Below are 22817 nucleotides of genomic sequence, written 5' to 3'. Positions count from 1 at the left end.
CAGCGGCTATTAAACAAGCCGCTCAGGCCCGTGTCAAGCGGGTTTCCGGCCTTGCGGCGATTTACAGCAAGCTTTGATTGCTTCATTCCCACGAGGCGATACCTGAACCTCCAGACCAAAAAAAAAGCGCCCCTTGCGAGGCGCCTTTCAGCATGATGCGGCAGGAACTACCGTGCCATGCTCAATGCTTCACCACCGGATCCGTCGCGCCTTCCTTCGGCTTGACGGCCGCTTCGACGATCGCTTCCTCTTCGCTCAGCGGCACCGGCTGGCGTTCCAGCGCGACTTCCAGAACCTTGTCGATCCAACGTACCGGGATGATCTCCAGCTTGTTCTTGACGTTATCCGGAATCTCCGCCAGATCCTTCACGTTCTGCTCAGGAATCAGCACGGTCTTGATACCGCCGCGATGCGCCGCCAGCAGCTTTTCCTTCAGGCCGCCAATGGGCAGCACTTCGCCGCGCAAGGTGATCTCGCCGGTCATGGCCACGTCGGCACGCACCGGGATGCCGCTGAAGATGGACACCAGCGCCGTCGTCATGGCGATACCGGCAGACGGACCGTCCTTGGGCGTCGCACCTTCCGGCACGTGGATGTGGATGTCGCTCTTCTCGAACACTTCGCTCTTGATACCGAGCTTGCGGGCGCGGCTGCGCACCACGGTGCGCGCGGCTTCGATCGATTCCTTCATCACATCGCCCAGCGTACCGGTGCGGATGATCTGGCCCTTGCCGGGCATGTTTACCGCTTCGATGGTCAGCAGATCGCCGCCCACTTCGGTCCAGGCCAAACCAACCACCTGGCCGATCTGGTTTTCCTTCTCGGCGATGCCGAAGTCGTAGCGGCGCACGCCCAGGAACTTGTCCAGGTTGCGCGAGGTGACGGTGACCTTCTTCTCCTGCTTTTTCAGCAGCAGCAGCTTCACGACCTTGCGGCAGATCTTGGAGACTTCACGTTCCAATGAACGTACACCGGCTTCGCGGGTGTAATAGCGGATGATGTCGCGGATGGCCGATTCGGCCACGCTGATCTCGCCTTCCTTCAGGCCGTTGTTCTTGATCTGCTTGGGCAGCAGGTAGCGCTGCGCAATGCTGGTCTTCTCGTCCTCGGTGTAACCCGACAGGCGGATCACTTCCATCCGGTCCAGCAGCGCCGGCGGGATGTTGAAGGAGTTCGAGGTCGCCACGAACATCACGTCCGACAGGTCGAAATCGACTTCGATGTAGTGGTCGGAGAAGGTGTGATTCTGCTCCGGATCCAGCACTTCCAGCAGGGCCGAGGACGGATCGCCACGGAAATCCATGCCCAGCTTGTCGATTTCATCGAGCAGGAACAGCGGATTGCGCACACCGACCTTGGACAGGCTTTGCAGGATCTTGCCCGGCATGGAACCGATGTAGGTACGGCGGTGACCACGGATCTCGGCCTCGTCGCGCACGCCACCCAGGGCCATGCGCACGAACTTGCGGTTCGTCGCACGGGCGATGGACTGGCCCAGCGAAGTTTTACCGACGCCCGGGGGGCCGACGAAGCACAGGATCGGCGCCTTCAGCTTGTCCACGCGCTGTTGCACGGCGAGATATTCGAGGATGCGTTCCTTGACCTTCTCCAGGCCATAGTGATCGCCTTCCAGCACCTTCTCGGCATTGGTCAGGTCGTTGTTGACCTTGGACTTCTTCTTCCAGGGCAGCGCCACCAAGGTGTCGATGTAGTTGCGCACCACGGTCGCTTCAGCCGACATGGGCGACATCAGCTTCAGTTTCTTCAGCTCGGACTGGGCCTTCTCCATCGCTTCCTTGGGCATCTTGGCGGCGACGATCTTCTTTTCCAGCTCTTCCAGATCCGCACCGTCTTCGCCTTCGCCCAGTTCCTTCTGGATGGCCTTGACCTGTTCGTTCAGGTAGTACTCGCGCTGCGACTTTTCCATCTGGCGCTTGACGCGGCCGCGGATGCGTTTTTCCACCTGCAGGATGTCCAGTTCACCTTCCAGCTGGCCGAGCAGATGCTCGTAGCGCTTGGTGACGTTGAAGATCTCCAGGATCACCTGCTTCTGCTCCAGCTTCAGCGGCAGATGCGCGGCGATGGTGTCGGCCAGGCGGCCGGCATCGTCGATCCCGGCCAGCGAGGTCAGGATTTCAGGCGGGATCTTCTTGTTCAGTTTCACGTACTGGTCGAACTGCTGCACGATGGTGCGGCGCATGGCTTCGACTTCGGCTTCATCGCCCTGCTCGGATTCCACCGGCGTCAGGTCGGCGACGAAATGGGTGTCCAGTTCGCTGATGTGATGGATGCGGGCACGCTGCGCGCCTTCGACCAGCACCTTCACGGTACCGTCAGGCAGCTTCAGCATCTGCAGGATGTTGGCCACGCAGCCGATTTCATAGATATCTTCGGCAGAAGGCTCATCCTTGGCGGCCGCCTTCTGAGCGGCGAGCATGATGCTCTTGCCTTGCTCCATGGCCGCTTCCAGCGCCTTGATCGACTTCGGGCGGCCGACGAAGAGCGGAATCACCATATGCGGGAAGACAACCACATCCCGTAAGGGCAACAGCGGCAATTGCGATTGTTCTGTGAGTATAGGAGTCGTCATGGCGGGCCTTATCAATAAGTACTGTGAATGATGTTGGCACGAGTGACCAAAACACAAGTCCGGCAGACTAAATATTCACCGGTTGCGCGTTGTCATGATCGCAACAAAATAAAAAAGCCACACGCGAAGCTAGCTCCGGGTGGCTTTTCGATGGAAGCCAGTTATGTGCGCCGGTTTATTTTACCGTGTTTGCGGTGACCGGACTTCGTGGTGGCTTCTTGCTACCGGAAGGCACCCGCTACAGGCACCTTCCTTTTCCTGCTTTTTCCTTCATCTACCGGGCCATCAGCCGCCCGACACCTTGGGCTGGTCGTGATAGATCAGCAGCGGCTTGGCGCCATTGGTGATGGTGTTTTCATCGACCACCACCTTGGCGACGTTCTGCTCGCTCGGAAGTTCATACATCACATCCAGCAGGGCGTGTTCCAGGATGGAACGCAGGCCGCGTGCACCGGTCTTGCGCGCCAACGCCTTCTTGGCGATGGCGTGCATGGCAGCCGGACGGATCTCCAACTCGGCGCCTTCCATCTGCAACAGCTTGGCGTACTGCTTGATGAGTGCGTTCTTGGGCTCGATCAGGATCTGGATCAGGGCTTCCTCATCCAGTTCGTTCAAAGTGGCGATCACCGGCAGACGACCGACCAGTTCGGGAATCAGGCCGAACTTGACCAGATCTTCCGGCTCGGCATTGAGCAGCACTTCCGAATTGCTCTTCTGGGTCTGGCTCTTGACGCTGGCCGAGAAACCGATGCCGCTCTTTTCCGAACGGTCGGAAATGATCTTGGCCAGGCCATCGAACGCGCCGCCGCAGATGAACATGATATTGGTCGTGTCAATCTGCACGAAATCCTGGTTCGGGTGCTTGCGGCCACCTTGCGGAGGCACCGAGGCCATGGTGCCTTCGATCAGCTTCAACAGTGCCTGCTGTACGCCTTCACCGGACACGTCACGGGTGATCGACGGATTGTCGGACTTGCGGGAAATCTTGTCGATCTCGTCGATGTAGACGATGCCCTTCTGGGCTTTTTCGACTTCGTAATTGCAGTTCTGCAGCAGCTTCTGGATGATGTTCTCGACATCCTCGCCGACATAGCCGGCTTCGGTCAGCGTGGTCGCATCAGCGATCACGAAGGGCACGTTGAGCATGCGCGCCAGGGTCTGCGCCAGCAGGGTCTTGCCCGAGCCGGTGGGGCCGACCAGCAGGATGTTGCTCTTGGCCAGCTCGACGTCATCCTTCTTGCCCAGGTGCTTCAGGCGCTTGTAGTGGTTGTAGACCGCCACCGACAGGATGCGCTTGGCCGTAGCCTGCCCGATCACGTACTGGTCCAGCAGATCGGTGATTTCCTGCGGGGTCGGCAGGTCCGACTTGGCGCCGGTCACGCTTTCCACGCTGGCGGCCTCATCGCGGATGATGTCATTGCACAGGTCGATGCATTCGTCGCAGATGAAGACCGAAGGACCGGCGATGAGCTTCTTGACTTCATGCTGGCTCTTGCCGCAGAAGGAGCAGTAAAGCAGTTTTTCGCCGCTGGAGGATTTTTTCTCGGACATAGAGCTACTAGAGTAAAAGTTACGACTCGATCATACCCGCGAAATCCGGATTCGTCACGGCCTGGTCATTTTTGGTGTCCCAAAATGCTTCACAGGACTGCCGTATGACCGTTATATGTCAGCACAGGTGTCATTTATCAAGCAAACAGAGCCACAAAAGCTGCTCTGTGCCAATTTCGTCAAAATTTGTATAAAAAAAATGCCCGAACGATGTTCCGTTCGGGCATTTTTGGCGTTTCGCAACGCTGCAATACTTGAAAGCTCAAGTACGCTGGGTCAGCACCTGATCAATCAGACCATATTCCGCGGCGGCCTCGGCCGACATGAAATTGTCGCGATCGGTATCCTTGCTGATCTGCTCGACCGTACGGCCGGTCTTTTCAGCGAGGATGGTGTTCAGGCGTTCGCGCAGGTACAGGATTTCACGTGCCTGGATCTCGATATCCGATGCCTGGCCTTGGGCGCCACCCAGAGGCTGGTGAATCATGATGCGCGAGTTCGGCAGCGAGAACCGCTTGCCCTTGGCACCAGCAGCCAGCAGGAAGGCGCCCATGGAAGCGGCCAGCCCCGTGCACAGCGTCGACACTTGCGGCTTGATGAACTGCATGGTGTCGAAGATCGCCATGCCGGCCGAAACCGAACCGCCAGGCGAATTGATGTACAGGGAAATGTCCTTGTCCGGGTTTTCGCTTTCCAGGAACAGCAGCTGGGCAACGATCAGGTTGGCCATCGCATCATTGACCGGTCCGACCAGGAAAATGATGCGCTCCTTCAGCAGGCGCGAATAGATGTCGTAGGCGCGTTCGCCACGGCCACTCTGTTCGATCACCATCGGCACCATGCCGAGCATTTGGGTATCCAGTGCAGATTGCTTCATCAGACCAGTCATGTATGCATCCTTAAGCGTAAGAGTTTTCTGATACTACTAGAGAAAACCGGATTACGCTTGCGCCTGATTACCCATCAGTTCGTCGAACGAAACCGGCTTTTCCGAGACCTTGGCCTTGCCGAGGACGTAGTTGACGACGTTTTCTTCCAAAACAAGAGCTTCGACTTCGGCCAGGCGGCGACGGTCGGAGAAGTAGTACTTCAGCACTTGTTGCGGATCTTCGTAGCTCTGGGCGAAGTCTTCGATCTGGGCCTTGACCTGTTCTTCAGTGGCTTCCAGCTTGTTCTGCTTGACCACTTCAGCCAGGATCAGACCCAGGCGCACGCGGCGCTCGGCCTGGGCGGTGAACAGTTCCTTGGGCAGTTGCATGACCTTGGGGTCCATGCCGCGCTGGGCCATGTCCTGACGGGCCATTTCGGACAGGCGCTCGACGTCCTGGTCGATCAGGGCCTTGGGCACTTCCAGTTCGGATGCCTTGATCAGGGCGTTCATCACGCTGTCCTTGGTCTTGGCCTTGGTGCGGGCGGTGACTTCGCGCTCCAGGTTCTTCTTGATGTCTTCGCGCATCTTGGTCAGGTCGCCGTCTTCGATGCCCAGGGATTGTGCGAAGACTGCATCGACTTCAGGCATGTGCGCCCATTCGATCTTCTTGACGGTGATGGTGAATTCAGCGGTCTTGCCGGCCACGTCCTTGCCGTGATAGTCCTCGGGGAAAGCCAGCGGGAAGGTCTTCGATTCGCCGACCTTCAGGCCGATGGTGGCGGCTTCGAATTCCGGCAGCATGCGGCCTTCGCCCAGCACGAACGGGAAGGCATCGGCCTTGCCGCCCTGGAATTCCACGCCGTCGATCTTGCCCACGAAGTCCACGGTCACGCGGTCGCCGTTCTGGGCCGACTGGTCGGCACCGCCGTCGCCGTGCGCGCCTTGCTCGCCCTTGACGTGGTAGTGCACGCGCTGCTTGCGCAGGATGTCGATGGTCTTGTCGATTTCGGCGTCGGAGACGGCGGCGGTGGTCTTCTCGACTTCAGCGCCGGACAGGTCGCCGACGGTCACTTCCGGATAGACTTCGAAGGTGGCATCGAAGGCCAGCTTGCCTTCACCGGCTTCTTCGCTGGTCTTGGGTTCGATGCGGGGGAAACCGGCCACGCGCAGGTTGTTTTCGACGGCGGCGTCATTGAATGCGCGGCCGACCTTGTCGTTGAGGACTTCGGTTTCGACCTGGTAGCCGAACTGGGCGGCAACCATCTTCATCGGCACTTTACCCGGACGGAAACCCGGTGCCTTGGCGGTACGGGCGCGCACCTTCAGGCGCTTTTCCACTTCAGCCTGAACATCGGCCAGCGGGAAAGACAGGGTCATACGACGTTCGAGTTTGCTCAGGGTTTCGACTGCAGTTGCCATTTAAATCGTCCAAATGTTAAGAATTCCGTAAGCCGGAGCATGCTGCCCTTCCTCCCAATCAACTGACTGCAGACGAAAAGCGCCCTGCCCGGCCGCGCTAAAGCTCGCTATTTTATACGCAAAAAGCGCCGCGAGTCCAAAAATGGGCTTGCCAGGCTGCAAACCCGTTCCCATCCCGCCAATCGCCCGGCCAGTCAGCCCTGGTGCGGCCTGCGGCGCAACCAGCAGGCCTTGTGCATTGCCCGCCAGCAAACGCCATCCGTAAAGAATTTAGAGAATTTCCCTCATTTCACCGGAATCGGCGTGGACGGCGCCACCGGCACGGCCGTCACGGCGTTCATGGGGCTGCCATCGATGAGCTTGTCCGAATAGGTCAGATAGACCAGCGTATTGCGCTTGGCATCGACCACCCGCACCACGTGCAGGCGCTTGAAGAGAATCGACATGCGCTCGGTAAAGACATCTTCCTGCACCGGCAGCTTGTCCTTGAACTGCACGGTGGACGCCACCTGACGGCAAGCGATGGAGGCTTCGGACTTGTCCTCGGCCAGGCCGACCGTCCCCTTCACGCCCCCGGTGCGGGCGCGCGACACATAACAGGTCACGCCCTGCACCTTCGGATCGTCATAAGCTTCGATGACCACGCGGTCGTTCTTGCCCAGCCAGCGGAACGCCGTGCTGACGTCGGCCAGTTCTTCGGCCGAGGCAGCGTGCGGAACGGCGGCGGCCAGTGCGAGGCCGGAGAAGAGCGCGCCCGCCAGGGCGCGTGCTTGATAGTTCATGAGGATACCCGGATAAAGTGAATCAAAAAGAGGAGGGACAGACAGCCATGCGATAGACCGCCGTGCGCCGGCATTGTTCAGCTGGTATGCCTTGCTGGCGCGGCGGGGAATCGGCCTTGACGGGATGCAGGCGGGTTCAGTCGTCGATCTTCTCGAAACGCGGCACTTGCCTGCCCTCGACTTCCACCATTTCGAAGAAGGCAGCGCGCGGACGCAACCAGAGCCGGCCGTCGGCGGCCCGGTAGACGATCATGGGAGTAAGGTCGGCTTCGAGGATGGCCTCGTCGACATATTCATAGATGCCGCCCTTGTAGTGACGATAACGTGTCATGGGAATCCTGCCCGGTAATAAGACAGGCGGCATGGTACTACCGATGGGCGGCGGGCGAGAAAATGTCCGCGCAGAAAAACGCCACATTGACAACGGCTTGCAGTACAATGGCGCGCTTTGACAAATTGCTACCTGCATCGGTAGCGGCAGGTCTGCGGCAAACGCGCTGCCAGACTGCTATCGCACCGATGCCCGACACCTTCAGCGAGGATGGCGAAATTGGTAGACGCACCAGGTTTAGGTCCTGACGCCAGCAATGGTGTGGGGGTTCGAGTCCCCCTCCTCGCACCAGACAATCCCTTTTAAATCAATAACTTAGAGATCGATAGCTGTCATTATTTTGGGTATTTTTGGGCTGTTTTAGCACAGGAATGCCAACATAATGACAACCTGATTCTGCATCGGTGAAACAAAGAGGCCTCTAACGCTCACGCGCTAGAGGCCTTTGATTTTTCCTCTTGGCGACTCAATGGAGAGTCAACGCACGGGCGGGATTTGTCCGTTATCTACCCTTCAGAATCAGTTAAAAATAATAACTTCTTTGTTGCCCGGAAGATCATTTTAGGCACCAAATATCCGCTTCTGGCTGATTGCCGACCTTTCTCTCAGACGCTACCTTCGGTTTCTATCACCAAAATTCTGGCTGCCCCACGGGGATGGGCTACATGTTCGCACCCGACATTGGCGAAGAAAATATCGCCAGCATCAAGGGACGAAACCGCTACACTTCCGTCATCTTGACGATAGTGCATGTCTACGATGCCATCCAAGACCACGAAAACCTCGTCTCCATCATTGAGATGCCATTTATAGGGCTGGTCCGTCCAGTGGAGGCGAGTTGTGATTCCTTTCATATTCGCGATGTCAATTGCTCCCCACGCACGATCCGCAACGAAGTCCTTACTTCTTACTATTTTTGACCTGCTCCCCGAGATTAGTACGGCAATGATGTAGAGTCTGCCCCATACGGAGGCAGCATGAAGAAACGATTTACCGAAGAGCAAATTATCGGCGTACTCAAGGAAGCCGAAGCCGGTATGAAAGTAGCCGAGGTTTGCCGGAAGCATGGCATCAGCGACGCGACGTACTACAACTGGAAATCCAAGTTCGGCGGGATGACGGTATCCGAAGCCCAACGGCTCAAGGCTCTGGAGGCCGAGAATGCCAAGCTCAAGAAGCTGCTGGCAGAAAGCCTGCTGGACAACGCTGCGCTAAAGGATGTTCTCGGCCGAAAGTGGTAAGCCCGCAGGATAGGCGAAGCGCCGTGACGCACATCATGCATGTTCACGGTCTAGGCGTAACCCGTGCCTGCGGGCTAATAGGAATTTCTCGTTCCTTGTATCACTACGAATCCCGTCGTCCTGACGATGAGGAGTTGCGTCAACGTCTTTGCGAACTGGCGGCCATAAAACGCCGATATGGCTATCGGCGTCTGCATGTATTGATGCAGCGGGAAGGATGGCAGGTCAATCGAAAGAAGCTGCTTCGGGTGTATCGGCAGGCAGGCCTGAGCGTCAGGCGCCGCAAGAGGAAGCGGATTGCGGGCGTGGAGCGGCAATTGAAGGTTCGGACGACGATGTCCAATCAGAGCTGGTCGATGGACTTTGTATCGGATGGATTGGCTGATGGTCGCCGATTGCGCTGCCTGAACATCGTGGACGACTTCACCAAGGAATGTCTGGCTATCGAGGTTGATACGTCGCTGCCAGGCACACGGGTCGTATCGGTGCTGTCGCGACTATCAGAGCTTCGAGGATTGCCGCAATCGATTACCATCGACAACGGCCCCGAGTTCGCCGGTAAGGTGCTCGATGCCTGGGCCTATGCACACGGATTAAAGCTGAACTTCATTGAACCTGGCAAGCCGCAGCAGAATGCCTACATCGAGAGTTTCAACGGCAAGTTTCGGGATGAATGCCTGAATGAACATTGGTTTGTTTCGATGCGGCATGCTCGGGAAGTCATTGCCGCCTGGCGACGAGAATACAATTTTGAGAGGCCGCATAGTTCCCTTGGGTACCTGACGCCGCAACAGTTTGCAGAGACTTTTTTAACCGCAGACTCCAAGTCGTTCTCGTACTAAATTGGGGAGCAGGTCAAAGACGGCCTAAGAAAGACAGCCATGTCTTGCCTCCACCTGCTCAGCTTAGAGGGGCCGCGCTTTCCAGAGATTACGAACCGTTTCCAGAACTGAAAATAACAGCTTTAGTTGAGCATCTGCCGCTCGCCTAACAGCATTAACATCGATCGAATCCAACGCCTCAGCTACGCGTCTCGCGTCCGAATCGTAGTGGCCCGTTGTAAAGTTGCGGATCGATGCCCAGGTATCGATGACTTTCAGATCTTTAGCAAACTGCGCGCGAGCCTGCCTGATATGCGCGAAGTCGAAATCTAGGCCGCCTGCCACTGCGAAATCCCTCAACTTCTTGAAGAACCAGTTGTCGCTCGCGAGTTTTTGCTCAAAAAGCGTGTGGATGACCCGGGCCGCCGCGAAACGCTGCAAACGCGAACCGTCAGTGCAGCCCTCTAATGAAATCACCGCTAACTGCATATCCAAAACGAAGTGCTCTATATGAGCTCCAATATCTCGTAGATCACTGACGAAGGGCTTGTCCAATTCAGCAACTAAGTAATCTGAAACTTTTTGGAATTGCTCTGCAGACTGGGCGACAGTCTCGGCCAGTTCGTTGCTCTTGCGATACTTGCTAGTCAACACCTGATCTCGATGGTCAGTTGTCATAGAAGGCGTCCTCGTATCGGCGATCATGAGCAGCAATATACCCTAGACCGCGCGAGCACCACATCCAGAATGACAGGCTTACGCCAACATATCGCCCAAAAGCCGCTATTTACCTGGATTGTGAGAATATTCGAGTCCCCCTCCTCGCACCAGACAACTCCGTAACATCAGCCCCTTGGATTCTGGCTAGCCGTCATTTACTCCGGCCATAAAGACAGCAGCAAAGAAGCAACGATTGCAGCCAACCAAAGGTAGGCAGCAAGCTCCCACCCGAAGTCGTTCACGTTCCAGTCCCGGGCAAGGGCGAGGCGGCCGGCTTGGCGATCTTCCGGGCAGGCCGATCTATTCCGAGTCGTACCCGCACCGAGCCATAGACTGGCCTGATCAGTGATGTCAGCATGGGCTCGCCATACCTGGCAATCAGCCAGCCCATAAATACGACAGCAGAAATAGGCAGCACGGGCAGCAGGCCAGCGGGGATCCCTGTCGCAAACTTCCCCAGCTTGAGGTTCTCGTGTACCAAGTACAGCGGATAGCTGATGTAGCCCAAGAACAATAGGAAGCGACTGCGTAAAAGCAAACGGAACAAGCTGCCTTGAACCGCTGCCGCAAAGAAGGCCAGGACCAGAAGTGCCATGCCGCAGGTCTGTGGACCGAAAGCAAGCGATCCCTTGTTGATCGTCAGTGCAGCAATGAACTACTGAAATGGCGGAAACCTCGCGTACTTGTCACCAAATGGCATCAACTCAGGGTAGCGAGCAAATGCGTGGAATCCGACTACCAACAAAATGGCGAGACCCCTCATGCCATCCAAGAAGTCAATGCGACCATGGTCCTGCTTAGTTGGCATGTTCATTGATTCCCCCGAATCAAAATTTTCTAACCGCCAAGATTGAGCATGACGTGGCAAGCTTTACTGCGATATTTTTTAGACGCACGTAGAGCAAGTCGATCAGCAGCTTCCGGCACCCCCGCTTCAGGCTGGCCTCTTCCCCGCCTTCGCCATCTCGACCGTGATTCCTACTGGCTGTACATGCGTTGGATCCCAACCAATTTTTACCGGTGCATCCCATGCTTGCGCCGCGATTGCTCTGTCTATGGCTGCGGCCATTTCATCAGAGAGTCCCCATCGCACTCCCGTAATCAAGCCTGCCTGCTGCGCTTCAAACGCCAGACCAAGCAAAAACTTCCTGCGCGGATTCAAAGGAAAATCATCGTCAAGCATGTCCACGGCCAAGGCCTCCGGCTGCCCATCTTTGCCCGTGACGTTATGAAAACCGAAGAGCAGCTTGGAGTGGCCAGCCTCGTAAGCAATGCGCTGTTCTTCCGGGGAACGATATGCGTCCTGAATACGCGGACGAAATCCCCTCGCCTCCATGGCCTTGATCACCACGGCGATGCGACTTCTGAAAGTGGGAAAGAGGTCATTCATTCGTTGCACATTGCGTGCAACACGATTTGCTTCGTTCATGGCGCCCCCCGAATGTAGTGGCCTGTTGGAAAGCAACTCCACAGACGTTTATCTAGCGACCAAAGTGATGTCTTAATGCCATCTAAACTTAGCACCGGCCTGCATGCTATTCAATGGCTCACCCGAAAAATAAGCGCAAGCAGGCGCACTTCCATTTCCCCCCTACAAGAATCGCAAAACTAATTGCCACACGGTTTTCTTTCTGCCCTCTTTCAGCCTTTCGCAGCACGATCCGGTTCCGAAAAACAAGCTTGTGATGCTGAGTAACTATTGCTCAAATACACCCGTTGAGCACCCTCCCTGCCACCCTGGATTCAGGTGAGCAGACGGCAATGCAACTCTGAAAATCACCTCCAGCGTTGAACCCCAATGTCGGCGTGAACATCGCCTGAACCATTCACATCAACACGCCGATGTGAAAAAAATCTCACACGCCATCACCTCCCCGCTCTCCCCATCCAAGCCATCACCTGCACCTGTTTGAACGACCTTCAGTTGCCTCACGTTGGCATTTCCCTTCCGATCACTGCTTGTCAACAGGCCAACAGCACTTTCATGCGATTTACCGAAGTATTTCAATCCGATTGAATCGTTGCGGGACCAACAAAACAAGACCTGTCCGTCTAGACCCTGTCCGTGGCGAGGGCGGCAGGAAAAGGTCCCCGGAGCAGGACGCCGCATGCGAAGACCTGCCCTGCATAACAAGCCATCCATGGCGCACTTGAAAGGGAACCCGTGTCAACAACCTCAGCCACCGCAATCTCTTCCACTACTCCTGCAGAGCCGATGGATGTCGTCATCAGACGCATCGATGACCGCTTCGTCAGCATCCGGCGCGGCAGCGTCTCCGAAGTCGTGTTCTCCCCGATCCGGCCCGGCATCACGCTCTTTGGCAGCGCGGCCCCTGCGCCCGCCAGCAAACCGGCCACCGTATCGCCCACTCCTGCACCCGCCAGTACACCTGCGGTCACACCGGTAGCTCTTACCAGCAAACCGGCCAGTACAGTCCCTGTCAGTACCGATACACCTCCCCTGACACCTCCCTCGGCCATCCTCAGCAAGCCCGTGATTGCGCCGCCCGTGACGCCGTACACTGCTCCGATCATTGCCCCGCCGATTACGCCAGGCGGTGCGTCTGTGCCGGCCACCAGCAGTACACCGCCACCGCTGACTCCCATGCCAGCGACCAGCACACCACCGGCCATCGGGCCGGCCAGTACCGGTACAGCGAACCTGACACCTGCGCCGGCTGCGCCTGCCGTGGACCTGATCGCCCAGGCCAATGCAGCGCGCTATCAGGACAACTTCTACGCGCCTGCCCCCTTCGGCGACGAAGCCCCCAAGCCCAAAAAGGGCAAGCCAGCAGCCGCACCGACATTCATCAGTCTGGACGAAGACACGGACGACCTCTCCCTGGGCAGCAGCCTCGCGGGCATCGGCAATGGCCTGGACAACCGCCTCACCGGCAATGACCAGAACAACATCCTCGATGGCATGGACGGGGCCGATACGATGTCCGGCGGCAAGGGCGACGACAGCTATTACCTCGACGATGCCGGCGACAAGATCGTGGAACGGGCTGGCGAAGGCGTGGATACGGTCTATGCCACGGCCAGCGCCACGCTCTCGGCCAATGTCGAGAACCTCGTGCTGCTCGACGCCGGCAAGCCGCAGAGCGCGGTGGTCAATGGCGTCAATGTGCTGGTCTATGGCATGCCGCGTTCGTATCAGCTGGATTACGACCAGGGTGGCGAAGTCGAGGGTTACTGGGGCACTTGCGGCGAGACCAGCGTAGCCAACGTGACCCTGATGGGCGGCCATGCGGCTTCGGAAAAGGAAGTGGTCCAGCGCGCCATCAAGGAAAACCTCTGCGATACCGCTGCCGAGTCCGCCGACATGCGCGGCGCCACCTCGGAAGACGACCGGCAAGCCTTGCTGCAGGACTTCGGTTTTGCCTCCAGCATCGACGAGCAGGTCGATCTCAAGGCAGTCGCCCAGAGCATCAAGGACGGCAAGGGCGTCATCATCAGTGTCAGCGCCAGCAAGCTGTGGGACTTGCATGAAGAGAACGAGGATGCCAGCGACCACGCCATCACGGTCACCGGCGTGGCCTGTTCGGCAGCCACCGGCAAGACGGTCGGTTTCTACATCGCCGACTCCGGACGCGGCCTGGCCAGCGACATGTGCCGTTTCGTCTCGCTGCAGCGTTTGCGCGAGGCCACCAACGTCTACGGGGCCGATACCGTCACCACCGATGATCCGATCAAGCTGCGCAACCAGAACCTCGACGCCACCGGCAATGAGCTGGACAACATCCTGGTCGGCAATCGCGGCAACAACGTCCTCACTGGGGGCCGCGGCAATGATCTGCTCATCGGCGGTGCCGGCAACGATACCTACGCCTTTGCCAAGGGCGACGGACAAGACGTGATCTACGACCACGACGGCACCAAGGGCAATCTCGATACGCTCAGCTTCAGCGACGCCAGACAGACCAACCTCTGGTTCAGCAAGGCCGGGAACGATCTGCGCATTGATGTCCTGGGCGCAACGGATCAGGTGCTGGTCAAAGACTGGTACACAGGCAGCGACAACCACGTCGAACGCATCAAGACCGCCGACGGAAAGACCCTCTATGACACCGACGTCGACAAGCTGGTGCAGGCCATGGCCAGCTTTGCCGCGCCGTCCGCCACCCAGACCAGCTGGCCGACTACCCAGGGCGGCGATGGCAAGGTGCTGCTGACGGTCACGCATTGAGCCGGGAAAATTTGCCCAAATTCGACAGAAAGCTTCACCAGCCCTAAACAGGGATGCCGTCTCAGGGCGGCATCCCGGCCTTGCCTGCAAGAACTTTCATTTCAGGCCAAAACCGGCCTCATCCGGGCATCCTCACGCCCCATTCCACCGTAGTGCCGCCCTTAACTGCTACAATCCGCGCCTTTGCCGGCCAGGCTGCCGCGCAGTCTCATCATCGGAGGACCATCCATGCCCACCCAGGAAGAATTCGACGCCTTGAAGCAAAGCCACAACGCGCTGCTCAACAAGTTCATCGAGAACAACACCGCTGACCAGATCCTGTTCTCCACCCTCTTCACGGCCGCAGCCGTGCTATCCAAGGATGGCAAGCAGTTCACCGCTGGCGCCATGGGCATCGCCCGCTCGCTGGCAGCGCAGTTGAATGCCGGCGGCACCATGCCCAAGGCCCTGCTGGAGACGGTGGAAACGCGCATCGCCACCATCGAGGCGCTGCTGAAAGACAAGTTCGACTGATCCACCCGCCTCCAGCAAGCCGGACCCCCCATGGCCGTCGATCACTACGAGAACTTCCCCGTGGCCTCGCTGCTGCTGCCCGCGCGCCTGCGGCCTGCGGTGGCGGCCATCTATGCCTTTGCGCGCAGCGCCGATGACGTCGCCGATGAAGGCGATGCCCGGCCCGAAGAACGGCTGGCAGCGCTGCAAGCCTACGAAGCACAGCTCGACCTGATCGCGCAGCAGGCGCCCTGCACCACGCCGATGTTCCAGCGGCTGCAGCAAACCATCGCCGCGCATGCCCTGCCGCTGCAACCCTTCCGCGACCTGCTGTCGGCCTTCCGCCAGGATGTGGTGACCACCCGTTACCCCCGCTATACGGACCTGCTGGACTATTGCCATCGCTCTGCAAACCCGGTGGGATGCCTGATGCTTCATCTTTATGGCGAAGCAAATGAAGAAAATCTCCGAAATTCGGATGCCATCTGCAGCGCCTTGCAACTCATCAACTTCTGGCAAGACGTGGCCATCGACTGGCAAAAGGCGCGCATCTACCTGCCATTGGAAGATCTGCAGCGGTTTGGCATCACCGAAGACGACATTGCCCAGGCCAGCAACGACCAGCGCTGGCAACAGCTGATGCAGTTCGAGATAGCGCGGGCGCGCGCGCTGATGCTGTCCGGCGCCCCGCTGGCGCGGCGCCTGCCGGGCCGTATCGGGCTGGAGCTGCGCATGGTGGTGCAAGGTGGGCTGCGCATCCTGGAACGGCTCGAAGCGGTGCAAGGCGACGTCTTCCGCCAGCGTCCCAAGCTGGGCAAGCTGGACTGGCTCATCGTCGGCTGGCGCGGCCTGACCCGGTAAGCCAGGCAGGCAATGCGAAAAGCCCCGCCGGCATTGCACCGGACGGGGCTTCAGGCAGATTGCGCAGTAGGCCGCTTAGACCAGCAAGGCGGCCGTCAGCGTACGGATCTGCTCTTCGGAATCCTCCAGCATGTCGCGCAGCGAACCGTCGCCCATGTAGTCGTCGACCAGGTTCTCGCCACCGATACCGGCCTCGGCTACCGCCGTACGCTGCAGGGGCGAAGGCACGGGCGACAATTCCTTGGCCAGCAGCAGCACGTCGCCGATGGTCTGCGGCGGCAGTACGCGCACGCCATGCCACAGCGACTCGATGGCATCGACCACCGGTTGAGGTACGCCCAGCTTCTTGAGCACGGCGCGGCCGATCATCTTTTCGCCGTATTCCATCCAGTCCTCGGTGCCGCCGTCGAGCAGGCCGGGGAAGTCATCCGTGCGCGAGAGCAGGTAGAAACCGCCCACTTCATGCACGATGCCGGCAAACATGGCCGTCTCAGGATCGGCCTTGGTCAGCTTGGAGGTCAGCACGTAGGCGGTCGCGGCGACGTGAGCGCAGTGCTCCCACAGCTGGGCCGACTTGATGCGCATGGCGGGATTGTTGATGGTGCGGCCGAGCTGGCGCACGATCACCGAGGTGGTGATCGTGTTCAAGGTACGGAAGCCCAGCCGCATCACGGCCGCCCGCACGTTGTTGATCTCGCCGCCGGACCGGTTGTAGGCCGCCGAATTGGCGATGGCCACGGTGCGCGCGGCCACCAGGGGCTCGGCCATCACCAGCTTGGCGGCCAGTTCCAGATGGCATTCCGGGTCGGCCAGGGCCTTCTGCAGCTTGATCGAGGCGCTGACGTTGGCCGGGAATACCAGCTCGCCACGGCCCGCCTGCGAGGCGATATTGCGAAAGATTTCCAGTCTGTCCATGTTATCTCCAGCCTCCAGTGCGCCATCGTCGATGGCTAGGGTTGCCGATTTGCCGCGCTGCAAGCGGGTCTGGCCCGATGCCGCGCCGCCTCTGTCCTGCTTGATTGCGGTCTCTTCTTCGTTATCGGCAGAATTCATCCGGATTTGATGTCATGTGAATTTGTTTTTCCGGAATGCGCTTGGCTTGAGCTTAAAGGACAACGCCGGGGGCCGCAATAGAGGGCCAACTACCGGGAAAACAAGGCACTGGCAAGCGCAACCGGCATTTGCCCTGCCGGGCGCACTCGGCTAGCATAGCGCCTTTGCCGCAGGCCGCCCTGGCTGCCTGCCCCAATGCTTCAACCGCCCGCCACGCATCCATGTCTCCAGACGAATACTGCCAGCAGAAGGCCGCCGCCAGCGGTTCCAGTTTCTATTACAGCTTCCTGTTCCTGCCGCCGCAGCGCCGGCTGGCGATCACGGCGCTGTATGCCTTTTGCCGCGAGGTCGACGATACCGTCGATGAAATCGAAGATGCCATGGTGGCCCGTACCAAGCTGATGTGGTGGCGCAAGGAAATCGCCGCCATGCTGGAAGGCCAGCCGACCCACCCGGTCACCAAGGCCCTGCATCCGCACGTGGCTACCTACCAGTTGAAGGGCGAACACCTGCAAGCCATCATCGATGGCATGGAAATGGACCTGGACCAGACCCGCTACCTCGACTATCCCGGCCTGCAGCGCTATTGCTGGCACGTGGCGGGCGTGGTGGGCGTGCTCTCGGCCAGCATCTTCGGCCATACCCAGCCGGGCACCCTGCTCTTCGCCGAAAAGCTGGGACTGGCCTTCCAGCTCACCAACATCATCCGCGACGTCGGCGAGGATGGCCGCAAGGGCCGCATCTATCTGCCCGTCAACGAATTGCAGCAATTCAACGTGACCGCCGCCGACATCCTCAACGCCCGCCACAGCGAGCGCTTCGAGGCGCTGATGAAGTTCCAGGTCGAGCGTGCCCAGGCCGCCTATGACGAAGCCTTCGCCCTGCTGCCCAAGGAAGACCGCCGCGCCCAGCGCCCCGGCCTGATGATGGCGGCCATCTACCGCACCCTGCTCGACGAGATCGCCCGCGATCGCTACCAGGTGCTCAACCAGCGCATCTCGCTCACCCCCATCCGCAAGCTCTGGCTGGCCTGGAAGACCTATGTCTTCGGCTGAGCGCGCTGCCCTCCCATGATCAACGCCCCGCGCCATTACGCCATCATCGGCGCCGGCTGGGCCGGCTGTGCGGCCGCCGTGGCGTTGGCGGCGGGCGGCCACCGGGTGAGCCTGTTCGACGCCGCACGCACCCTCGGTGGACGTGCCCGGCGCATAGAACTGGACGACCGCGTGCTGGACAACGGCCAGCACATCCTGCTGGGCGCCTATCGCGCCACGCTGGCGCTGATGAAGCAGGTTGGCGTCGATCCCGTCAGCGCCTTGCTGCGCCTGCCCTTGCAGATGCGTTATCCGCTGGCCGCTGGCAGCGAGGGCATGGATTTCGTCGCCCCGCGCCTGCCTGCGCCCTGGCACGTGGCCGTAGCGCTGCTGCGGGCCAAGGGGCTGGCGCGCGAAGACAAGATGGCCCTGGCGCGTTTTTCCACCACGGCGCGCTGGATGGGCTGGCAATTGCACCAGGATTGCAGCGTGGCCGAACTGCTGGAGCGCTACGAACAAACGCCGCGCCTGATCCGGCTGATGTGGCGTCCGCTGTGCATCGCCGCGCTGAACACGCCACCCGAACGCGCCTCGGCGCAAGTCTTCCTCAATGTGCTGCGCGACAGCCTGGGCGCGCGCCGTGCCGCGTCCGACATGCTGATCCCGCGCCTGGACCTGGGCGCCCTGCTGCCCGACGCCGCTGCCGCCTACCTGGGCAAACGCGGCGGCCTGGTGCAGGCCGGCGTGGCCGTGGCACACCTGCTGCCGGGCAATGACCCGGCCACCTGGCGCCTGGAAGACCGCGCGACCGAAAGCCTGGGCGAATTCGCCGGGGTCGTGCTGGCCACCGGCCCCGACGCCGCCGCGCAGTTGCTGGAGGGCCTGCACGACACCACCCTGCTGCGCGCGCTGGAGCATGAGCCCATCACCACCTGTTATCTGCAGTACCCGTCCGAGATGCGCCTGCCTGCCCCCTTCCTGGCGCTGGCGGACGATCCGCACGCCCAGGCCTGGGGCCAGTTCGTCTTCGACCGTGGGCAACTGGGCGGGGAGGCAGGCTTGCTGGCCGTGGTGGTCAGTGCGGCCGGCCAGGCCGTGGCCGATGGCCATGCCGCCCTGACCGGGGGCATCACCCGCCAGCTGGCGCGCGACTTTGGCAATCCGGCCCTGGCCGCGCCCGGCTGGAGCCGGGTCATCACCGAAAAGCGCGCCACCTTCGCCTGCACGCCGGGCTTGCAGCGTCCCGACAATACCGCCATGCCTGCCGGGCTGGTCCTGGCCGGAGATTACGTGGCCGGCGACTATCCTGCCACGCTGGAAGGCGCCGTGCGCAGCGGCCTGGCGGCGGCGCGGCTGCTGGCGGCCTAGGGCCGTAAAATTTTCATGGATGGCGGCAAAGGGATTCACCCCAGGCACGGCGGGTATGCACTAGCATAACAGGCATCCTGCAATCCCCTTGTCCGCAGTCCCAAGAAATACGCAATACACGGCGGCCCCGGCCGCAGCCCATAACAACGGAGAAAAAACACCATGCCGGTCATGACCTGTATCGAAGACTTCCGCCTGCTGGCCAAGAAGCGCGTTCCCAAGGCCTTTTACGATTACGCCGACAGCGGCTCCTACACCGAAAGCACCTATCGCGCCAACAGCCGTGATCTGGCCGCCCTGAAGCTGCGCCAGCGCGTGGCCATCAATGTCGACGAACGCAGCACCCGCACCACCATGATCGGCCACGACGTCACCATGCCGGTGGCCATCGCCCCGACCGGCCTGACCGGCATGCAATGGGCCAATGGCGAGATGCTGGGCGCCATCGCCGCCGAAAAATTCGGCATTCCCTTCACCCTCTCCACCATGAGCATCTGCTCCATCGAGGACGTGGCCAGCGTGACCACCAAGCCGTTCTGGTTCCAGCTCTACGTGATGCGCGACCGTGGCTTCGTGAAGTCCCTGATCGACCGCGCCAAGGCCGCCAAGTGCTCGGCCCTGGTGCTGACGCTGGACCTACAGATCCTCGGCCAGCGCCACAAGGATCTCAAGAATGGCATGTCGGTGCCGCCCAAGCTGACCCTGGACACCCTGCTGGACCTGGCCAGCAAGCCCGGCTGGGCGCTGCGCGCGCTGGGCGGCCGCAAGACCTTCGGCAACCTGGCCGGCCACATCAAGGGCGGTGAAGGCGCCGGCGGCGTGGAGACGCTCTCCAAGTGGACCGCCAGCCAGTTCGACCCGACCCTGAACTGGGATGACGTCGCCTGGATCAAGCAGCAATGGGGCGGCAAGCTGATCTTGAAGGGCATCCTCGACGTCGAAGATGCCAAATTGGCAGTTCAGAGCGGCGCCGATGCCATCGTAGTCTCCAACCACGGCGGGCGCCAGCTGGATGGCGCCATGTCTTCCATCGAAGCCCTGCCGGCCATTGCCGAGGCCGTGGGTGACCAGATCGAAGTCTGGTTCGACGGCGGCATCCGCTCCGGCCAGGATGTGTTGAAAGCGGTCGCGCTGGGTGCGCGCGGCACCATGATCGGCCGCGCCTTCCTCTACAGCCTGGGCGCCATGGGCGGCGAAGGCGTGTCGCAGATGCTGGAAATCATGCGCAAGGAACTCGACGTCAGCATGGCCCTGACCGGTACCAAGGACATCAAGGACGTCGGCCCGCAGATCCTGGTGCGCTGAACGCCCTCCTCAACGCAAACGTCCCGGTCCACCGTGAGGTGGCCGGGACGTTTGTCTTTGCCGGATCAGCGTGCCGTGCGATTACTGGCGCGGTTTCTGGCTGAGCACGTCGATCACGCCATCCTGCCCGTAGCGCCGGGCCAGGTCCATGGCGGTGAGGCCATCCTTGTTCTTCAGCGTGAGGTCGGCGCCATTGTCGCGCAGCACTTCGACTGCCGCCACCCGCCCGCGCATGGCGGCCAGCATGACGGGGGTCATCTTGTCGTCGGGCGATTCGGCATCGACGTAGGCCGAGGCATCCAGCAGCAGCTTGACGATCTCGGAGCTGCCGTTGATGGCGGCGTAATGCAGCGCCGTCCAGCCAGGGCGGTTGACCTGCACCTCGCGCGAGAGCAGCAGCTTGACTACCGGGATGTTGCCGTAGAAGGAAGCCAGCATCAGCGGCGTATCGCCATTGATGGCCTGGGCTTCTAGGTCGACGTCGGGGGCGTTGACCAGCACGTCGAAGGCCTTCATCGAATCTTCGCGGATGGCCAGCATCAGGCCCGTGTAGCCGCGCTTGGGTTCGATCAGGTTGGGACCCATGCCGCGCTGCATCAGCTGCTTGAGGAAATAGACGTTATCCATGCGGATGGCCTGGAAGTAGTCTTCATAGGCCCCCGCGCGCGCCGCTCCCGGCAGCAGCAGCGAGGTATAGAGCACGATGCGGCCGATACCGCCGAAGCGGGCGCGCAGCTTTTCCAGCAGGGTCATGGCTTGATTCCGAACAACGTGAAGAAATTTTCAGAGGTCTGGCGGGCCACCTCGGCCGCCGGGATGCCGCGCAGGTCGGCGATGAATTCTCCGACGTGACGCACGTAACCCGGCTCGTTGGTCTTGCCCCGGAACGGTACCGGTGCCAGGTAGGGGGAATCGGTCTCGATCAACATGCGCTCCAGCGGAATGGTGCGCGCCACCTGCTGCAAGTCCTTGGCCGACTTGAAGGTGACGATGCCCGAGAACGAGATGTAGAAGCCCAGTTCAATGGCCGCATCGGCCACCGCCTGGGATTCCGTGAAGCAATGCATGACCCCGGCAACGCCCCCGGCCTGCGGGCTGGCGCCTTCTTCCTGCAGGATGCGGATGGTGTCTTCCGAGGCCGAACGGGTATGGATGATGAGCGGCTTGCGGGTGGCACGCGAGGCGCGGATGTGGGTACGGAAGCGCTCGCGCTGCCATTCCAGGTCGCCCTGCAGGCGGTAGTAATCCAACCCGGTCTCGCCGATGGCGACGATGCGCGGATGGTCGGCCAGGCGGATCAGTTCCTCCAGCGAGGGCTCGGGGGTATCTTCATAATCCGGATGCACGCCGACCGAGGCGTAGACGTTGGGATACTGCTCGGCCAGGGCCAGCACCTGCGGGAAGTCCGGCAGGTCCACCGAGACGCACAGGGCATGGCTGACCTGGTTCTCGGCCATCTTGCCGAAGATCTCCGGCAAACGCGCGGCCAGGTCCGGGAAATTGATATGGCAATGGGAATCGATATACATGGCCGCTATTGTAAAGCCATGCAGACAGGCTGTCGCCCCTGCTTGCCAGCCGCTTACCTTTCGTTACAGGCCCGCCGACGCGCCCTCAGCGCGCCACCGGCCGCTTGGCCAGCTTGCGCTGCAAGGTGCGGCGGTGCATGTTCAGCGCCCGCGCGGTCGAGGAAATATTGCCTTCATGCTCGGCCAGCACGCGCTGGATGTGCTCCCATTCCAGGCGTTCCAGCGACAGCGGCGAGGCCTCTTCCACCGGCAGCACCGGCTCGGCAACGGCCTCGCCTTCGGCGGCATGCGACAAGGCCGACAGGATGGAATCCACATTGGCCGGCTTGGCCAGGTAATTGTCGGCGCCGGACTTGATGGCCTGCACCGTGGTGGCGATGCTGGCATAGCCGGTCAGTACCAGCAGGCGGGCCTCCGGCAGCGCCTGGCGCAACGGCGCCACCCATTGCAGGCCGGAATCCTTTTCCAGTTGCAGGTCGATGGTGGCGTAGTCGAAACGCTCGCGGCGGGCGGCTTCCAGCGCCTCTTCGCCGCTGTGTGCCACGGTGGCGCGAAAACCGCGCCGGGCCAGCGAACGCGCCAGCGTGCCGGCAAAGACGTCATTGTCATCGAGGATCAGGAAGGCGGCACTCATCAGCGACTCGGTAAAGGAAATAAACG

At 60.4% G+C, this 22817-nt stretch carries 21 protein-coding genes and 1 tRNA gene; 8 read left to right on the top strand and 14 right to left on the bottom strand.

Annotated elements, in window-relative coordinates; genetic code table 11:
• Positions 1-181: 181 nt before the first annotated feature.
• The 6 genes from lon to ACVC5H_RS11990 form a co-directional block, all read right to left on the bottom strand.
• Complete coding sequence (gene lon / locus ACVC5H_RS12015) at positions 182-2590, bottom strand: endopeptidase La (protein WP_489622508.1); 2409 nt, start codon at positions 2588-2590, stop codon at positions 182-184.
• A 285-nt stretch (positions 2591-2875) separates the two neighbouring features.
• On the bottom strand, positions 2876-4141 hold the full coding sequence (clpX, locus tag ACVC5H_RS12010) for an ATP-dependent Clp protease ATP-binding subunit ClpX (RefSeq protein ID WP_324878841.1): 1266 nt from the start codon (positions 4139-4141) through the stop codon (positions 2876-2878).
• Between the two features lie 262 nt (positions 4142-4403).
• Positions 4404-5030 carry an ATP-dependent Clp endopeptidase proteolytic subunit ClpP gene (clpP, locus tag ACVC5H_RS12005; RefSeq protein ID WP_338715143.1) on the bottom strand — a complete coding sequence of 209 codons (627 nt, stop codon included), beginning with the start codon at positions 5028-5030 and terminating at the stop codon, positions 4404-4406.
• Between the two features lie 51 nt (positions 5031-5081).
• Positions 5082-6431 (bottom strand): trigger factor, encoded by a 1350-nt coding sequence (gene tig / locus ACVC5H_RS12000; protein WP_489622507.1) that lies wholly within the window; start codon positions 6429-6431, stop codon positions 5082-5084.
• A 284-nt stretch (positions 6432-6715) separates the two neighbouring features.
• The gene (locus tag ACVC5H_RS11995) at positions 6716-7213 is read right to left on the bottom strand and encodes a CreA family protein (protein WP_489622506.1); all 498 of its coding nucleotides are present in this window, start codon (positions 7211-7213) and stop codon (positions 6716-6718) included.
• 136 nt (positions 7214-7349) lie between these two features.
• The gene (locus tag ACVC5H_RS11990; RefSeq protein ID WP_489622505.1) at positions 7350-7544 is read right to left on the bottom strand and encodes a DUF1653 domain-containing protein; all 195 of its coding nucleotides are present in this window, start codon (positions 7542-7544) and stop codon (positions 7350-7352) included.
• 204 nt (positions 7545-7748) lie between these two features.
• On the opposite strand from ACVC5H_RS11990, the gene ACVC5H_RS11985 reads away from it, so the two are divergent.
• Positions 7749-7835, top strand: a tRNA-Leu gene (locus ACVC5H_RS11985).
• Between the two features lie 314 nt (positions 7836-8149).
• On the opposite strand, the gene ACVC5H_RS11980 is transcribed toward ACVC5H_RS11985, so the two are convergent.
• The gene (locus tag ACVC5H_RS11980) at positions 8150-8479 is read right to left on the bottom strand and encodes a cupin (RefSeq protein WP_489622688.1); all 330 of its coding nucleotides are present in this window, start codon (positions 8477-8479) and stop codon (positions 8150-8152) included.
• 42 nt (positions 8480-8521) lie between these two features.
• Between ACVC5H_RS11980 and ACVC5H_RS11975 the strand changes: the two genes are divergently transcribed.
• Positions 8522-9627 (top strand): IS3 family transposase gene (locus ACVC5H_RS11975; RefSeq protein WP_489620920.1). Its coding sequence is split into 2 segments (ribosomal slippage): positions 8522-8768 and positions 8768-9627, totalling 1107 coding nucleotides; the frame shifts between segments, so codons are not numbered across the junction.
• Between the two features lie 63 nt (positions 9628-9690).
• On the opposite strand, the gene ACVC5H_RS11970 is transcribed toward ACVC5H_RS11975, so the two are convergent.
• From ACVC5H_RS11970 to ACVC5H_RS11960, 3 genes are all read right to left on the bottom strand, one after another.
• A complete protein-coding gene (locus tag ACVC5H_RS11970; protein ID WP_489622504.1) occupies positions 9691-10284 on the bottom strand; it encodes a hypothetical protein in 594 nt (197 codons plus the stop codon).
• Positions 10285-10564: 280 nt separating this feature from the next.
• Complete coding sequence (locus tag ACVC5H_RS11965) at positions 10565-10921, bottom strand: hypothetical protein (RefSeq protein WP_489622503.1); 357 nt, start codon at positions 10919-10921, stop codon at positions 10565-10567.
• Between the two features lie 339 nt (positions 10922-11260).
• Complete coding sequence (locus ACVC5H_RS11960) at positions 11261-11755, bottom strand: M15 family metallopeptidase domain-containing protein (protein WP_489622502.1); 495 nt, start codon at positions 11753-11755, stop codon at positions 11261-11263.
• Positions 11756-12541: 786 nt separating this feature from the next.
• Here ACVC5H_RS11960 and ACVC5H_RS11955 point away from each other — a divergent pair.
• From ACVC5H_RS11955 to hpnC, 3 genes are all read left to right on the top strand, one after another.
• Complete coding sequence (locus ACVC5H_RS11955) at positions 12542-14515, top strand: calcium-binding protein (protein WP_489622501.1); 1974 nt, start codon at positions 12542-12544, stop codon at positions 14513-14515.
• Positions 14516-14743: 228 nt separating this feature from the next.
• Entirely contained in the window at positions 14744-15028 is a 285-nt protein-coding gene (locus ACVC5H_RS11950; protein ID WP_008329431.1) for a hypothetical protein, read from the top strand.
• Positions 15029-15058: 30 nt separating this feature from the next.
• On the top strand, positions 15059-15868 hold the full coding sequence (gene hpnC, locus ACVC5H_RS11945; protein ID WP_489622500.1) for a squalene synthase HpnC: 810 nt from the start codon (positions 15059-15061) through the stop codon (positions 15866-15868).
• Positions 15869-15943: 75 nt separating this feature from the next.
• Here the strand turns inward: hpnC and ACVC5H_RS11940 are convergent, their stop codons facing one another.
• Positions 15944-16783, bottom strand: a complete 840-nt coding sequence (locus tag ACVC5H_RS11940; RefSeq protein ID WP_489622687.1) for an HDOD domain-containing protein — start codon at positions 16781-16783, stop codon at positions 15944-15946.
• 359 nt (positions 16784-17142) lie between these two features.
• Here ACVC5H_RS11940 and hpnD point away from each other — a divergent pair, with 359 nt between their 5' ends.
• The 3 genes from hpnD (at position 17143) to ACVC5H_RS11925 (ending at position 20628) form a co-directional block, all read left to right on the top strand.
• Positions 17143-17976, top strand: coding sequence for a presqualene diphosphate synthase HpnD (gene hpnD / locus ACVC5H_RS11935; protein ID WP_489622499.1), 834 nt, complete (start codon positions 17143-17145; stop codon positions 17974-17976).
• Positions 17977-17991: 15 nt separating this feature from the next.
• Entirely contained in the window at positions 17992-19323 is a 1332-nt protein-coding gene (gene hpnE / locus ACVC5H_RS11930) for a hydroxysqualene dehydroxylase HpnE (protein WP_489622498.1), read from the top strand.
• A 162-nt stretch (positions 19324-19485) separates the two neighbouring features.
• Positions 19486-20628, top strand: coding sequence for an alpha-hydroxy acid oxidase (locus ACVC5H_RS11925; protein WP_489622497.1), 1143 nt, complete (start codon positions 19486-19488; stop codon positions 20626-20628).
• An 81-nt stretch (positions 20629-20709) separates the two neighbouring features.
• Here ACVC5H_RS11925 and ACVC5H_RS11920 read toward each other — a convergent pair whose 3' ends face one another.
• From ACVC5H_RS11920 to ACVC5H_RS11910, 3 genes are all read right to left on the bottom strand, one after another.
• Entirely contained in the window at positions 20710-21381 is a 672-nt protein-coding gene (locus tag ACVC5H_RS11920) for an ankyrin repeat domain-containing protein (RefSeq protein WP_489622496.1), read from the bottom strand.
• Entirely contained in the window at positions 21378-22157 is a 780-nt protein-coding gene (locus tag ACVC5H_RS11915) for a TatD family hydrolase (RefSeq protein ID WP_489622495.1), read from the bottom strand. Before ACVC5H_RS11915 ends, ACVC5H_RS11920 begins: the two co-directional genes overlap by 4 nt.
• Positions 22158-22242: 85 nt before the next feature.
• Entirely contained in the window at positions 22243-22791 is a 549-nt protein-coding gene (locus tag ACVC5H_RS11910) for a response regulator transcription factor (RefSeq protein ID WP_489622494.1), read from the bottom strand.
• Between the last annotated feature and the right edge of the window lie 26 nt (positions 22792-22817).

This window comes from Herbaspirillum sp. Her3 (assembly GCF_057961275.1).
Note: the sequence above shows the minus strand (reverse complement) of the source record. Positions and strands in the feature narration are given on the sequence as shown.

Excerpts from the sequence above, each read along its gene's own strand:
- ACVC5H_RS11940 (WP_489622687.1), bottom strand. The coding sequence starts at position 16,783 with ATGGACAGACTGGAAATCTTTCGCAATATCGCCTCGCAGGCGGGCCGT.
- hpnD (WP_489622499.1), top strand. The coding sequence starts at position 17,143 with ATGTCTCCAGACGAATACTGCCAGCAGAAGGCCGCCGCCAGCGGTTCC.
- hpnC (WP_489622500.1), top strand. The coding sequence starts at position 15,059 with ATGGCCGTCGATCACTACGAGAACTTCCCCGTGGCCTCGCTGCTGCTG.
- hpnE (WP_489622498.1), top strand. The coding sequence starts at position 17,992 with ATGATCAACGCCCCGCGCCATTACGCCATCATCGGCGCCGGCTGGGCC.
- ACVC5H_RS11955 (WP_489622501.1), top strand. The coding sequence starts at position 12,542 with ATGGATGTCGTCATCAGACGCATCGATGACCGCTTCGTCAGCATCCGG.
- ACVC5H_RS11990 (WP_489622505.1), bottom strand. The coding sequence starts at position 7,544 with ATGACACGTTATCGTCACTACAAGGGCGGCATCTATGAATATGTCGAC.
- ACVC5H_RS11960 (WP_489622502.1), bottom strand. The coding sequence starts at position 11,755 with ATGAACGAAGCAAATCGTGTTGCACGCAATGTGCAACGAATGAATGAC.
- clpP (WP_338715143.1), bottom strand. The coding sequence starts at position 5,030 with ATGACTGGTCTGATGAAGCAATCTGCACTGGATACCCAAATGCTCGGC.
- ACVC5H_RS11995 (WP_489622506.1), bottom strand. The coding sequence starts at position 7,213 with ATGAACTATCAAGCACGCGCCCTGGCGGGCGCGCTCTTCTCCGGCCTC.
- ACVC5H_RS11965 (WP_489622503.1), bottom strand. The coding sequence starts at position 10,921 with ATGGCACTTCTGGTCCTGGCCTTCTTTGCGGCAGCGGTTCAAGGCAGC.
- ACVC5H_RS11970 (WP_489622504.1), bottom strand. The coding sequence starts at position 10,284 with ATGACAACTGACCATCGAGATCAGGTGTTGACTAGCAAGTATCGCAAG.
- ACVC5H_RS11910 (WP_489622494.1), bottom strand. The coding sequence starts at position 22,791 with ATGAGTGCCGCCTTCCTGATCCTCGATGACAATGACGTCTTTGCCGGC.
- ACVC5H_RS11915 (WP_489622495.1), bottom strand. The coding sequence starts at position 22,157 with ATGTATATCGATTCCCATTGCCATATCAATTTCCCGGACCTGGCCGCG.
- lon (WP_489622508.1), bottom strand. The coding sequence starts at position 2,590 with ATGACGACTCCTATACTCACAGAACAATCGCAATTGCCGCTGTTGCCC.
- clpX (WP_324878841.1), bottom strand. The coding sequence starts at position 4,141 with ATGTCCGAGAAAAAATCCTCCAGCGGCGAAAAACTGCTTTACTGCTCC.
- ACVC5H_RS11925 (WP_489622497.1), top strand. The coding sequence starts at position 19,486 with ATGCCGGTCATGACCTGTATCGAAGACTTCCGCCTGCTGGCCAAGAAG.
- tig (WP_489622507.1), bottom strand. The coding sequence starts at position 6,431 with ATGGCAACTGCAGTCGAAACCCTGAGCAAACTCGAACGTCGTATGACC.
- ACVC5H_RS11950 (WP_008329431.1), top strand. The coding sequence starts at position 14,744 with ATGCCCACCCAGGAAGAATTCGACGCCTTGAAGCAAAGCCACAACGCG.
- ACVC5H_RS11920 (WP_489622496.1), bottom strand. The coding sequence starts at position 21,381 with ATGACCCTGCTGGAAAAGCTGCGCGCCCGCTTCGGCGGTATCGGCCGC.